At 37.3% G+C, this 14618-nt stretch carries 13 protein-coding genes; 1 reads left to right on the top strand and 12 read right to left on the bottom strand.

The genetic code is table 11. The features are described from left to right. Nucleotides 1-6: 6 nt before the first annotated feature. The 3 genes from ACTQZM_RS00540 to opp3b are packed head-to-tail and all read right to left on the bottom strand — an operon-like array spanning nt 7 to nt 3048. Nucleotides 7-1059 carry an ABC transporter ATP-binding protein gene (locus ACTQZM_RS00540; RefSeq protein ID WP_016251058.1) on the bottom strand — a complete coding sequence of 351 codons (1053 nt, stop codon included), beginning with the start codon at nt 1057-1059 and terminating at the stop codon, nt 7-9. A 6-nt stretch (nt 1060-1065) separates the two neighbouring features. Continuing rightward, nucleotides 1066-2106 carry an ABC transporter permease gene (locus ACTQZM_RS00545; protein ID WP_349276603.1) on the bottom strand — a complete coding sequence of 347 codons (1041 nt, stop codon included), beginning with the start codon at nt 2104-2106 and terminating at the stop codon, nt 1066-1068. Next, complete coding sequence (gene opp3b / locus ACTQZM_RS00550; protein ID WP_113783713.1) at nt 2107-3048, bottom strand: oligopeptide ABC transporter permease; 942 nt, start codon at nt 3046-3048, stop codon at nt 2107-2109. 97 nt (nt 3049-3145) lie between these two features. Between opp3b and ACTQZM_RS00555 the strand changes: the two genes are divergently transcribed. Continuing rightward, the gene (locus tag ACTQZM_RS00555; RefSeq protein WP_047334253.1) at nt 3146-3484 is read left to right on the top strand and encodes a DUF3899 domain-containing protein; all 339 of its coding nucleotides are present in this window, start codon (nt 3146-3148) and stop codon (nt 3482-3484) included. 65 nt (nt 3485-3549) lie between these two features. Here ACTQZM_RS00555 and ACTQZM_RS00560 read toward each other — a convergent pair whose 3' ends face one another. The 9 genes from ACTQZM_RS00560 to ACTQZM_RS00600 form a co-directional block, all read right to left on the bottom strand. Beyond that, nucleotides 3550-5217, bottom strand: a complete 1668-nt coding sequence (locus ACTQZM_RS00560; RefSeq protein ID WP_441652556.1) for a peptide ABC transporter substrate-binding protein — start codon at nt 5215-5217, stop codon at nt 3550-3552. Between the two features lie 482 nt (nt 5218-5699). Further along, on the bottom strand, nt 5700-7349 hold the full coding sequence (locus ACTQZM_RS00565) for a peptide ABC transporter substrate-binding protein (RefSeq protein ID WP_441652557.1): 1650 nt from the start codon (nt 7347-7349) through the stop codon (nt 5700-5702). Between the two features lie 676 nt (nt 7350-8025). Beyond that, on the bottom strand, nt 8026-9084 hold the full coding sequence (gene rlmN / locus ACTQZM_RS00570) for a 23S rRNA (adenine(2503)-C(2))-methyltransferase RlmN (protein ID WP_441652558.1): 1059 nt from the start codon (nt 9082-9084) through the stop codon (nt 8026-8028). A 68-nt stretch (nt 9085-9152) separates the two neighbouring features. Further along, nucleotides 9153-10412 carry an MATE family efflux transporter gene (locus ACTQZM_RS00575; RefSeq protein ID WP_441652559.1) on the bottom strand — a complete coding sequence of 420 codons (1260 nt, stop codon included), beginning with the start codon at nt 10410-10412 and terminating at the stop codon, nt 9153-9155. Nucleotides 10413-10528: 116 nt separating this feature from the next. Beyond that, a complete protein-coding gene (locus ACTQZM_RS00580; protein WP_441652560.1) occupies nt 10529-12946 on the bottom strand; it encodes a DNA translocase FtsK in 2418 nt (805 codons plus the stop codon). Between the two features lie 150 nt (nt 12947-13096). After that, nucleotides 13097-13327 (bottom strand): hypothetical protein, encoded by a 231-nt coding sequence (locus ACTQZM_RS00585; protein ID WP_113783706.1) that lies wholly within the window; start codon nt 13325-13327, stop codon nt 13097-13099. 198 nt (nt 13328-13525) lie between these two features. After that, nucleotides 13526-13786 carry a hypothetical protein gene (locus tag ACTQZM_RS00590; protein WP_047342151.1) on the bottom strand — a complete coding sequence of 87 codons (261 nt, stop codon included), beginning with the start codon at nt 13784-13786 and terminating at the stop codon, nt 13526-13528. A gap of 15 nt (nt 13787-13801) precedes the next feature. Next, entirely contained in the window at nt 13802-13969 is a 168-nt protein-coding gene (locus ACTQZM_RS00595; RefSeq protein WP_441652561.1) for a hypothetical protein, read from the bottom strand. 223 nt (nt 13970-14192) lie between these two features. Beyond that, nucleotides 14193-14507, bottom strand: a complete 315-nt coding sequence (locus ACTQZM_RS00600; RefSeq protein WP_441652562.1) for a GHKL domain-containing protein — start codon at nt 14505-14507, stop codon at nt 14193-14195. Nucleotides 14508-14618: the final 111 nt, after the last annotated feature.

Consider the following 14618-nt stretch of genomic DNA (forward strand, 5'->3'; position numbering starts at 1 on the left):
TCCTTTCTAGGCTTGACCTTTTTTTATTTGATTTTTTTCTGCAAATTTTGCCCAACGAATTTGAATTTCTTTCGGTGGGGTTACTTTTGGAGCTTGAGGTGCTAATAACCAAGTAGCTGCCTTATGTGTTGGGGATACTTCAAAGAATGGTGGTTGTTTTTCAGCATCAATCTTTAAAGCATACTCATTACGTGGATAGAAAGCATCTCCTTTTGGTGGTTGCAATAAATCTGGTGGTGTACCAGGAATCGCATATAGACGCTCTTCTCCTCCTTCTAAGGATGGCATTGAACCTAGCAAGCCCCAAGTATATGGATGTTGCGGATTATAGAAAATTTCCTCGGAAGTACCGATTTCCACAATTTTTCCGCCATACATAACAGCTACACGGTCAGCCACATTTGCTACTACCCCCAAATCGTGGGTAATAAAGATAATCGAGGTTTTAATTTTTTCTTGAATATCTTTTAATAGTTCTAAAATTTGGGCTTGAATCGTTACGTCTAGTGCAGTTGTTGGTTCGTCAGCGATTAAAATTTGTGGATAACAAATCAAAGAAATCGCAATGACAATCCGTTGACGTTGCCCACCTGAAAATTGGTGTGGATAGTTGTTCAAGCGTTTTTCAGCATTTGGAATTCCTACTAGTTTTAATAATTCTAAAGCTTGTTCCATCGCTTCTTTTTTCGAAATTTTCGTATGTTTTAATAAAGATTCTGCCACTTGTTTTCCGATTGGCATGGTTGGGTCAAGAGAAGTCATCGGATCTTGGAAAATCATCGCAATCTCTTTCCCACGAATTTTTTGCATTTCTTTTTCGGTCTTTTGTACAATATCTTGACCATTAAATAAGATTTGACCATTTTCAATATTGGCATTACTTGCAAGTAAGCCCATGACACTTCGAGTAGTGACTGATTTACCACTTCCGGATTCCCCTACAATCGCTAGGGTCTCCCCTTCATATAAATCAAAACTCACATTACGGATGGCTTGCACTTTGCCGGCGAAGGTGTCAAATGAAATTTCTAAATCTTTTACTTCTAGAATTTTTTTCATATTTGTTTACTCCTTCATCTTAGGGTCGAAAGCATCACGTAAACCGTCTGCTAAAAGGTTAAACCCAATCATAATTACTGATAACATGATGGCTGGAATCCACATTTGATATGGTAAGAATAAGAATGTCTTATATCCATCACTTAAAAGCATCCCTAGAGACGCTGCTGGTGGCTTAATCCCTAAACCGATAAAGCTTAAGAAGGCCTCGAAGAAAATTGCTGATGGAATACTGAACATCATTTGCACAATAATCACGCTAGAAATATTTGGCAAGATATGTTTAAATGCAATCTTCATTTTTGATTCACCTAATGTAGTGGCTGCGAGTACAAATTCTTGATCTTTTAACTTCAAGGATTGGGCCCGCACAATTCTGGCCATTGGAATCCAGTTGGTAATCGCCATCGCTGCAATGATTGATGGAATCCCTGGTTTAAATACAACTAACATTAAAATCATCACGACTAACGTTGGAATACCAGATAAGATTTCAATCAGACGTTGTAAAATCGTATCGACACGTCCACCAAGTAAGCCAGAAATCAAACCGACAACTACTCCGATGGAAATATCTAGTATAGCAGCAATAAAGGCGATAAATAGAGAAATTCGTGTTCCCATTAATAAGCGACTTAATAAATCACGACCTAGACTATCTGTACCAAAAATAAAGTACACATCTTTAGGTACGCCCGCTTCTTTATATTTATCGACTAATTCACCTCCAACCATGGCTTTCCCGTTAAGACCATTGATATCTACACCAGGAATTTTTGGTGGTAAGTTAATATAGTCAATATTTTGTTTAGCTGGATTATGTGGCGAGAAGAAAATTGCGCCCACACTCACCACTAAAATAATCGCTAATAAAGTAATTGAAAATACAGCGGCTTTATTTTTCTTTAATCGACGCCATGAATCCTGCAAGAATGTCAAAGAAGGAGCGGCAATGGCTTCACGTTCTTCAACGGTATCTTTTTGTAGAAATTCAAATTCAGAAGCAGGAATTTTGGCAATCTCTTCATGCATTTGTTTCGCTTCCATCTAGCCACGACTCCCTTCTGATACACGAATACGAGGATCAACAATTCCATAAAGGATATCGACCACTAAGATAACGACAACCAACATTGTAGAGTAAAGGATTGTTACGGCCATGATGGTTGGATAGTCATTCGTAGTAATTGATTTAACGAATTGTTCCCCGATACCTGGAATAGCAAAAATATTTTCGATAACCAATGAACCGGTCATCAAACCGACTGCTAAAGGTCCTAATAATGTTAATAATGGAATCAAACTATTACGTAAACCATGACGGAAAACAATTTGCCAACGACTCAATCCTTTGGCACGCGCTAATTCGATATAATCACTATGTAAGACTTCAACCATTTCTGTACGAATAAAACGAGCAGAATCAGCTAATGGACTCATCGCAAGGGCAATCGTTGGTAAAATCGTATATGCAAAACCTTCCCACTTCGCGATTGGTAAAATGTGTAATTTCATCGCAAAGAAATATTGTAATAATACCGCAAACACAAAGTTAGGAATCGAACGACCGATAATAGCCACTAAAGTCGCCAAGGTATCCACCCAAGTATTTTGCTTCATGGCTGAAATTGCCCCTAAAACTGTTCCGAAAATCGTACCTACAACAATAGCTTGGAACCCTAATTGTAAAGAAGGTCCGATACGATCCATTAATAATGAAGCAACAGGTTGGTTTTTAAATTGGAAACTAGTTCCGAAATTAAAATGTAGGGCATTCCATAAATATTTTCCATATTGAACAATGACTGGTTGATCAAGCCCCATTTGTTTATTTAAAATAGCAATTTGTTCTTTGGATAATTTCTCAGCGTTGGTATATGGTGTACCAGGTAGAAGCTTCATTAAAAAGTAAGTAATGGTAGCAATCAACCACAAAGTAATCACCATATAGAATAGTCGCTTAAGAATATATTTTACATAACTATTCAAATAGGTTCCCTCCAATTTTTTTAAGTATAGGATTTTTTTGACTTCTCACATTATTTTGTGTACATTTAGCATAGATAAACCAAGAAAGGAGCTTCTTATGCGCCCAAAAAAGTGGTCTCTTTATCTATATCTCATTATTTTACTAGGCAATATAGGATTTCTAACAATAAAGCATGAATTACATTTGGTCAATCTTTCAGACACCTTATTTTTATCCATGCTACCGTTTTTAATCATTGCCGTCTTTTTGTGGATTTTATCTTCTGGAGTGTTTGATTTCTTCCATTACTCCATGAAAAAGGCCTTCAAAAAATTAAAAGAAGATGATCTTTCACTCTCGCAAGCAAGTAAAGGTAGTTCCCGCTTCTTTTTTGAAATAAGTGGGCTACTCTTACTTACGAGTGTGCTTTGTCTACTTTTTTCTGGTTACTTTTAAACCTATAAAGCTGATGCACTGAAGTAAAAGTGCATCAGCTTATTTTTTGAAAGTTTCACGTTGCTTTATTTAGCGATGTAAGTCCACTTGAAGTCGTATTTCGCACCAGCTGGGTGGTTGACGATACCTTTGACTTTTGGATTACGCATATAGGCAACTGCTTTTTGATAGATTGGCACTACCCCTTGTTCATCCATGATAATCTTTTCAGCTTTTACAAAGTCATCCCAACGTTTTTCTTCATCAGCGGCATCTGTAGTAGCTGCAGCACGAACAAGTTTCGTATATTCTTCATTGTTCCAGTTTCCGCGGTTGTAGCTGTTACCAATTGTAAACATATCTAAGAAGCTAGAAGCATCGGCATAGTCAGCACCCCATCCACTTAGAACCGTATCAAAATCACCTTTGTTTGAACGATCTAGACGAACTGAGAATGGCACTGGACTAACACTTACTTTTAGACCTGGTAAGTTTTCTTGTAATGAACCTTGTAGATATTCAAGCATCTTTTTAGCCACATCTGAGTCAGAAGACAAAATGTCTAGTTTCACTTGATCGACACCAAGTTCTTTCTTCGCTTTTTCCCAGTATTCTTTTGCTTTCTTCTTATCATATTTCACTGGAGATTTCGCTTCTTTGACAAAATCTTTCTTCGTCTTAGGATCATAAATAAATTTTTCTGGCATCAAGTTCGTTGTCGCAATTGAACCATTGGCTAAAACTTGTTTTGCTAGAGAATCACGATTGATTGCGTAGGAAATAGCTTTACGTAAATTAGCATTGCGATATGGTGATTTTTCATCTTTTTGGTTAAATTCTAGATAGAAAGTTGAAGCTTCTGGAATGGTTAAGAATGCCTCATCATTAGCCATTTGTTGTGCTAATTCACCATTTAGTGTTACTTGATCAGCTTGACCATCTTTAAATAAGTTCAATGCTGTTGAAGATTCTTTAATGACGCTCACATTGATTTTATCTAATTTTACATTCTTAGCATCCCAGTAAGTATCATTTTTCGCATAAGACCATTCTGTATCTGTACCTGGGCCATCAAAACCTTCTAAAGTAAATGGTCCGTTATAAACAGCATTTTCAGATTTTGTCGCATAATCACTACCAAATTTTTCTACCACTTTTTGATTTTGTGGGAAGAAGATTGGAAATGCTAGTAATTGGTCAAAGTATGGTGTTACTTTTGCTAGTTTAATTTCTAATGTGTAATCATCTACTGCTTTAATTCCTAATTCACTAGTAGCTTTCTTACCGGCAGTGATATCAGAAGCATTAGCAACTGGTTCAAATAGGTAAGCATATTCAGAAGCTGTCTTTGGATCGACTGTACGTTGCCAGCCATAAACATAATCTTTCGCTGTGACTGGATCGCCATTTGACCATTTGGCATCTTCACGTAATTTTAATGTGTAAGTTAATCCATCCTCACTTACTTTCGCTAATTCCGCAGCACCTGCAGGAATTGGTTTATTATCTTTGTCTAATCGATATAGCCCTTCATAGCAGTTGTTTAAAGCTGAAAAACTCACTTCATCGGTTGCTAATGAAAGGTCAGCAGATGGCATTTCAGCACCTTCAACCATGTTAAAGACTTGTTTTTTCGCTACTGCTGATGTGTCAGAAGATTTACTTTCTTCTTTCTTTGATGAGTTCCCTGTTGAACAGCCCGCTAAAACTAAGCCGCAAACTGCCAGAGTTGCAATCGCCCATTTTTTCTTCATACTAAACTCCCCTATCATTAATTTTATTTTAAAAAAATTAGCTTAATGCAATTTTAAATAATAATTATTAAAAATGCAACTATTTTTTCTCAATTCTTTTTAATTTTTCAGAATATTTGAAAGTTACTATCAATTTATTGTTTTTATTTTTCAGTAAAACCCTTTTAATTTAATATTATTAGGCAGATAACGATTTTTTTCTGTTCTTTTTACAGTAATAAAAAAATTCTGATTATTTCAAACAATTAGATTCTGATTTTAGATATGCATTAAAATAAGCAGCCTAGCAAACTGCCAGACTGCTTCATATACTTTCTGGTTAGAAGCTGACCAAGTCGATTTACGACCTTATTTGACGGCGCAAATCGACTAGCTACTTCGGCGTATAAGCCACCCCGTCTGGGAAAGTCTTAACTTTTGTGACTTTCCCGACGTGCTGGACAAACTTATCCGCTCGTAGCTGATCAAGTCGATTTACGACCTTATTTTACTTCTACCCATTTGTATTCGTATTGGGCGCCAGCTGGGTGTGCAACGATGCCTTTTACTTTTGGATTGCGTAAGTGTGCTTCTGATTTGTAGAAGACTGGGATTACACCACTTTCATCTAGAATTACTTTTTCAGCACCTAGTAAGTCATCCCAACGTTTCTTTTTATCTGTCGCATCAGCATTTCCTGAAGCATCAACCAATTTATCATATTCAGCATTACTCCAGCGACCACGGTTATAACTATTTCCAGTAACGAATAAATCAGTAAAGCTACTTGCATCTAAATAGTCAGCTGCCCAACCACTCACAATCATATCGAATTGACCTTTATTTCCGCGATCCAAACGAACAGAGAATGGTACTGGCGTTAAGTTCACTTTCACACCATCTAAAGTATCTTGTAGTGAACTTTGTAGGTATTCACTGACTTTCTTCGTCGCATCGGTATCATCAGAAACTAATTCAATCGTTAAGCTATCAATGCCTAACTCTTGTTTAGCCTTATTCCAATATTCTTTGGCTTTCTTCTTATCGTAAGTAACTTTGACTTTAGAATCTTCAGTAAAGTCTTTACCATCTGGACCTGTCATATTACCTGTAGGAACTAAACCGGTCGCCACTGCAGAACCATCGCCCAAGATATTATTCACTAAAGATTTACGGTCAATAGCATAAGAAAAAGCTTTACGTAAATTAGCATTGCGATACGGTGATTTTTCATCGCGTTGATTTACTTCTAAATAAGTAGTACGTGCTTCTGGTTGTGTCACATAAGCTGGATCATTTTTCATTTGTTTGGCTAATTCACCAGTTAAAATGACATCATCAGCTTGACCATCTTTGAATAAGTTCAATGAAGTAGAAGATTCTTTGACCACATTGACATTTACTTTATCTAATTTGACATTTTTCGCATCCCAATAAGTGTCGTTTTTCTTATAAGCCCACTCAGTATCGGTACCAGGTCCATCAAAACCATCTAATACGAAAGGTCCATTGTAGATAGATTTATCAGATTTTGTCGCATAAGCATCGCCAAATTCTTTCACCGTTGCCTCATGTTGTGGGAAGAAAGAAGGAAACGCCATCAAGTATGGGAAGTATGGTGTTGCCTTTTCTAATTGAATTTCTAATGTGTAATCATCTACAGCTTTAATCCCTAATTCGCTAACTGGTTTTTCACCATTGATGATAGCTTCTCCGTTTTTCACTAACGCATATAGATACGCATATTCAGCCGCTGTTTTAGGATCTGCTGTACGTTGCCAACCATAGACATAATCTTTGGCCGTTACTGGATCACCATTTGACCATTTAGCATCTTTACGTAATTTAACGGTATAAGTCGTACCATCCTGAGATACTTCTGCCTCTTTTTCAGCGCCTGCAGGTTGTGGTTGGTCTTTTTTGTCCAAACGATACAACCCTTCATACACATTGTTCAAAGCAGTAAAACTAATTGTATCAGTCGCTAAAGAAAGGTCTCCTGAAGGCATTTCTTGTTGGACCACGACATTAATTTCTTGTTTTGCAGCTTTATCGCCACTTTCTGTTTTGGCTTTGTCGCCGCCACCTGTTGAACATCCCGCTAATACTAATGCGCATAAAGCAAAAGATGCTAATACCTGTTTTTTCTTCATTTTCATTCCACCCTTTTATCCATCTATCTTTCAATACTATGAGAGATAAACTAATAATAATGATTAATTATTAAAAAATCAACATAATTTTCATTCATTTTTAATAATATAACTGATAATTTATCTCGTTTGTTCTGAATTGTCTGAAAAATCAAGCATGGACGCTTTTATTAAAAAATGCAAAAAAATGACTTGTTTCCCTCAATTTTTTAAAAGAAAACAAGTCATTATGGATTGAATTCATTTCGAACTACGTAGCTGTCCGAGTCGATTTACGATCTTTTTAATCTGTGTTCGGCAGCTAGACATTGTGAAATTCGCCCTACCGCTTGAGAAAATCTCCTTTCATCCGATTTTCTCAGCGGTAGGTAAACACACGAATTTCTTCATGTCTGAGCGAGCTGCCTCACATCTTTTATACACGGCGTTCGAAGGGTAGCTACATCGCATCTAAGCCGGCCTGTCTAGGAAAATCTTAAAACATAGTGGATTTTCCTGACATTCCGGACAAACTTAGCTGCTTGTAGCTAATCGACCCTTCTCACGACCTTTTTTGACGGCGTAAATCGACTAGCTACTTCGGCGTATAAGCCAGCTCGTCTGGGAAAGTCTTTACTTCTCGGACTTTCCCGACGTTCTGGACAAACCTTATCCGCTCGTAGCTGCCCGAGTCGATTTACGACCTTTTTTTCATTTGTTTGCTTCGTAGTTGGCCACAGGCGGCATCGATGTCGGTTCCGTGTTCTTTACGGATAACACAGTTCACGCCATTTTTCTTCAATGTATCATAGAAACGCAATACATCGTCTTTGCTACTTCTTGAATATTGATCATGTTCACTGACTGGATTATATGGAATTAAGTTCACATAGGCTAATTTCTTCTTATCTTTGAGTAAATTCGCCAATTCTTGGGCATGATGCACACGGTCATTCACGCCTGCCAACATAATATATTCAAAGGTAATGCGGCGGTTGGTCTTTTCTAAATAGAAATCTACCGCATCCATTAATTTAGCTAATGGGAAGCTACGGTTAATACGCATAATAGATGTACGTAATTCATCATTTGGCGCATGTAAAGAGATAGCAAGATTTACTTGTAAACCATTATCAGCAAATTCTTTAATCTTCGGTACAATCCCACTCGTTGAAACAGTAATATGACGCGCACCAATAGCCATGCCTTTAGGATCATTCACGATGCGTAAAAATTTCGTTACATTATCATAATTATCAAAAGGTTCACCAATTCCCATCACCACGATATGAGAAACACGTTCACCTAAATCACGCTCATCAAAATAGTGTTGCACAAGCATAATTTGGGCCATGATTTCCCCTGCTGTTAGGTCGCGTTGTTTTTTCAATAAGCCACTCGCACAGAAGGTACAACCAATATTACAGCCCACCTGCGTCGTCACACAGACACTCATCCCATAATCTTGACGCATTAAAACTGTTTCAATCATATGTTTGTCAGGTAATTCAAATAAATATTTTACTGTACCGTCACTTGATTCTTGCACGACAATTTGATTTAACGGACAAATCTCAAAGTTCTCTTCTAATTTAGCAATCAAGGTTTTGGATAGGTTGGTCATTTCCGCAAAAGTCATCACTCGCTTTTCATATAACCATTCCCAAACTTGAGTCGCACGGAATTTCTTTTCGCCATTTGCTTCAAACCAGGCAATTAATTCAGCTTTTTCTAATCCATAAATAGATGGTTTCAATCGTTTTTCCCTCACTTTATCAGTATCGTATCCACTATAGCGAAAAATTTAGGGAAATGCAATGAAATCTACTTTAAATTTTGCTGAAAACTGACCTGAGAAAATCTAAGTGCGAGCACCACTTGCGTCAAGCCAAAGACCACAAATAGGCTATAGTAAGTTTGAATATGTATCATCTGACAACCAAACATCACGAGTAACCCAAGTAGATTGACAATAATTGTTTGCGTAACAACCATTTTTTCTTGATTTTGCGCTTGTAAATAGACCTTAATGATTTCATAAAACGGAACAGCTAGCATCACACTAAAAGTAAATCCCGCCATGAATGATAAGTGACTAAACATTTGCTGGGTAAAAAGTTGCGCAAAAGCTGGGATAGTCAAAGTTCCTACAATGGATAGCCCAATAAACAATAGAAAATTAATCTGCAATAACCATTTTAACAGTTGTGACTTTTGTTTTTGAGTGACTTCTGGTAAAAAGACTGGCAAACTATTGGCATACATTAGGCTTGGTAATTTTATAATTGCAAACATTTGAGAAATGACAGCATAAGCACCTAACGTAGTATTCCCCAAATGTCCCATAAAACTTTCAAAAACGAGGATAAATAAGACACTTTCAAATATTTCCTGGATGGCTAACGGAATACCTAAGCGTGTGATAGCTAGCATTTGATTAGCTGATTGCAAGAGACTTTGCTTGAGGATGGGGAAAATATGCCATAAATAGGCCAATACGAGGTACAAGACACCCGCCATATTCGCTAAGGCTGCCCCTTGAATCTCCCACAGTGGCACTAAAATGATATTCAAACCACATTCGAGTAAAGCGCTGATTACGCCGATACGAAAAATCACTGTTGTCTTTTGGGCGAATTTGAGCAGATTGCTAAAAAGAAACGAAAGCAATAATAGTAAGATATAGCCCGACATGATATAGAGATACTGACTCGCTTTTAGCAATAAATCCCCTTGAAAGCCATAAAAATATCGCAAAAACAGTTTGCCAAAAAGCAAGCAAAGAGCTAAGAAGCCCCCGCCAAATAATAAACACAAGCGCAAGGCTGAATGCACATACTGCTGGAACTGTTGCTTATCTTGGTAAAAACTCCGCGCCGCTAAAATATTAAAACTCAGACTAAAGGCCCCTAATATTCCACCAAAGGCATATAAAAAATTTTGAATAATCGTAATAGCGGAGAGTGAATGCGTAGAACCAGCTGTTGCAAAGTGTAGTGCTGCAATACCAATCGCCATCTGTAGCAACTGACTGGCGATTAAGGGAAATACATAGTGATTGATTTGTTGTTTAATTGTTTTCATCATTACTTCCTTTTTATTTGATATACTTGTATATTTTATCACAAACAAAAATATACACAATACAACAAAAGCCTTGCTATCAGAGTCGATCCTCTCGACCTAGCAAGGCTGATTTGTTATTCATAATCTTGGGGTATCTCCTCATAATCCACAGGTGTATCTAGGGATTCCAGATAGACCTTACGTGGTTTACTCCCCTCAGAAGGGCCAACTACCCCATTGGCTTCTAACTCATCCACCAGACGGGCAGCTCGATTATAACCAATTCTAAAGCGCCGTTGTAAAAGCGAAACACTTGCCGTTTGCATCTCTACCACTAAGGCCTTGGCTTCCTCGTACAACTCATCTTGTGGATAGTCATTATTACTTTCACTTGGTGCTTCTTCTTCCAGATTCATCATCTTCTCGTCATAATTGGCCCCCATTTGATCGGTTACAAATTTGACAATACGCTCGACTTCCCCATCTGAAATAAAGGCCCCTTGCACACGGATAGGTTTATTCTCACCCATTGGTAGGTAAAGCATATCGCCACGTCCCAATAGTTTTTCTGCCCCATGACTATCAATAATGGTGCGCGAATCCGTTCCTGAAGAGACCGCAAAGGCAATACGTGAAGGTACATTGGCCTTGATAATTCCTGTAATGACATCAACACTTGGCCGTTGTGTAGCTAAAATCATATGAATCCCAGCAGCACGGGCCATTTGCGCTAAACGAATAATCGCATCTTCTACTTCAGTACTTGCGACCATCATTAAGTCAGCCAATTCATCAACAATCACCACAATAAATGGTAGAATTGGACGTTTTTGCCCATCTTCTTGATTTTTTGCTTCAATTAGTTCATTATAACCAGCAATGTTGCGCACACCAGTAGCCGCAAATTTTTCATAGCGTTCTTCCATTTCTTTCACGACTTTTTGAAGCGCTTGGGCAGCTTTTCGCGGATTGGTTACCACTGGTGTTAACAGATGCGGGATGCCATTATACACATTCAACTCAACCATTTTCGGATCGACCATCATTAATTTCACTTGATGTGGTTTGGCTTGCATCAAAATACTGGTGATAATCCCATTAATCGCTACCGACTTCCCACTACCTGTCGAACCAGCAATCAATAAGTGCGGCATTTTCGTTAAATCACAGGTCTGCACTTTACCAGAAATATCACGACCTAATGGCACTTCAAGAATCTTATCCGGATGTGCCGGTGTGGCTTCAATAACTTCTCTAAACGAAACCATCGAAATATTTTGGTTTGGCACCTCAATCCCAATCAATGACTTACCAGGAATGGGCGCTTCCATCCGAATATCTTTGGCCGCTAAAGCTAAGGCAATATCATCGGTTAAACTAACAATTTTGCTCACTTTTACTCCAACAGCTGGCTGAATCTCAAATTTCGTCACAGAAGGGCCTAAACTTGCCTTCACCACCGTGGCATCGACGCCAAAGCTTTGGAAAGTCTGATTTAAAATTTCCCCGTTTTGCTTGATTTTTTCATATTCATCGCTTTGATCTTGAACTTTTGCCGGATCAAGCAACGTACTTGGTGGCAACTCATAAAATTCATCTGGCTCCTCATTTTCCATGCTAAATTCTAATGGATCATCGCCATCTATGTCCTCTTCAGGCGCTGCTTTGGTTTTGCGGGAACGTTTAGGTGGAACCTGACTCGCATCCTTTTGTTCTTGCATTAACTTTTCAGCCTCAGTTGGCTCAATCAAACTCATCTGATGAGGCTCAATAATCATTTCTGGTGCTTTATGCTGGCGTTCTTGTTCCTCAGTTTCAGTAAAAGGTCGTACTTGATTTTTTTGCTGTTCTAACATTTGCTGACGGAGTGCTTCTTTTTCAGCCTCTTTTTTCGCTTGTTTGGCCTTTTTCTTTTCTTCACGCAATTTTTGTTTTTCTTCACTGACCTTGAGACGTTGACTAATTGCCTCGCCGAAATCTTGCAGAAAATCAATCAAATCTTGCGCCGACTTTTGCGTAAATAAAAAGACCCCAACAAAAATACTTAAGACACCCAATACATAACTACCAAATTGGGCCACTAAGAAATAGGTTACTTGATAGAGTGCGCCACCAATCATGCCGCCACCAAGACTTTGGCTAATTTTGCTATGTTTTAAATCACTCACCCATAGATTTAGCGTTGTTCCTAAAATATTAGGATTCTTAGTATGAATCTTAGCAAAAAGCATCGCCGAAACAATCACTAATATTCCCACATAGGTTAATGCCAAACCAGCACTACGCTTACGAGAATCAAAGACGGTGAGCTGATGTTTGACCAATAACCAGATTCCATAAAAAATGAGTATTACCGCTAATAATGGGTACGTATTTCCGACAAAAAATCTTAATATATTGGCAAATAAAATACCTAAAAAGCCTAATTTAAAGAAACCAAGTAAACTTAAAAAAATAAAAGAAAAGCCAGTAATAATCATTGCCATGGTTTGATTATTGGCTTGCTGTTTTTTTGTTCTCTTGGTCGATTTTCTTTTCTTTCTTTGCGCCATAAATCATTTCAATCCCTTCATCCTTTCCATTATACTAAAAATATGACAAAAAAACGATGCCCGAAATCAAATTCATCACACCGTTTCTAATTTCACCTAAATTCGTATCCCTTTATCATTTTAAAAAAGCAGCACGCACTCAAAGCAAGCTCACATCGGATACTTTTTTTGAAAATACAAATTGATATACATTCCAATCATAAAAATAATATAAATGAATAGAAAGAAATAGTCGTGTGCCACAAATAATTTATAGATTAAGTAACCAGTCATAAAGCCAAATAGCGCGCCATAAATGACAACCAAAAATTTCATTGTACTATCTAAACTTCTCAATTTTAGATCTAGACTTCTCATTTTTTTGTTTAATTCTTGCAACATAAGACTCACCCTTTCTTTCTAATGTGTAACTCCAATGATGAGTAAACAGGATGAACTATCGAGATTTTTCCTATCCCCTTTGCTACTCCGTCACTTCTACAAGTTCATTATATCACAACTCAAACCCAGGATAAAGCGTTATCATTATAACGAAATAATCATTCTCCCTCATTTAATTTTCGAAGGAGAATGACGTACTTAAAACCCAAATAACGTAATTGCAAGTGGAAGAAGTCCAGCTAAAAGAATGCTTAAGCCAGCTATCCAATAATTCTTATAGCGTAGAGCCAGCAGTAAACAGATTATGCCAATTATCGGATTAATAATCAACCCGACGACACCACCCCAACGAAAATTTCCCAATATAGCACTCAAAAAATCAGTAGGGAGGATAAACACACTCAACCAAAACAACAGACCAATCACAAGTAGAACTGGATAATACTTCTTAATTACCATCTGAAATTTCCTCCTTCATCTCTTTCTTCTATTTATTAAGACTCTATATACTATCACAGCAATTAGCATCCAAAAAGTGACAAAATTAAATACTTTTGCGACGGAAGGAAGATAAGCATTGAAAATAATCGTCAGTAAAAATGCTAATACAAAACTAAAGATTAATAAATGATCTTTTTTCATCGCTTTTCCCTTCTTTTATCCATGTTCTATCTATAACGGCTAATGAGTAATCGCTGCCACCACTTATGAAAAGTCATCTTATAACCACACTTTCCTTTCGTCAACTTAATTGTAATCCAAATAAATCAAAAAAATAAGAATACATTAACGAAATGCAGGTTTTATCAACGAAATGCAGTCTAGGATAAAAACATTTGATTTCGATTACACCAAATATTTACAACTAATCTAAGGGTAAAACGACTCTGGCGATAAACTGTTGATTTTTTACGTTGATATCAAAAATACCCTTACTTCTTTCAACAGCATCTCTAACATTTTTCAAACCCAAGCCGTGATTTTTCTCATCTGCCTTCTGGGATTGAATCAGTCCATTTTCAATACTGATTTCATTTGATACCTTATTTTTCACAACAAAAATAAATTGTTGATTCTTAATCGAACATGACACACTAAAGAAATCATTTTTTTCTAGGATTGTTGCCTCTAGCGCATTTTGTAATAAATTATAGCAAATAATCGGTGAACTACTCACCACTTAGCTAAACCTAACGGTTCTTAACGCTTGAAGTGGGAGCTTCTTGGGAATAGAGCATACTTGATAGCTTATTTCTTTACTAACAGCGGTTTCTCTTATTTACCAAGCTAT

The organism is Enterococcus cecorum (assembly GCF_052119425.1).
In the GTDB taxonomy this organism is placed as follows: Bacteria; Bacillota; Bacilli; order Lactobacillales; family Enterococcaceae; genus Enterococcus_E; species Enterococcus_E cecorum_C.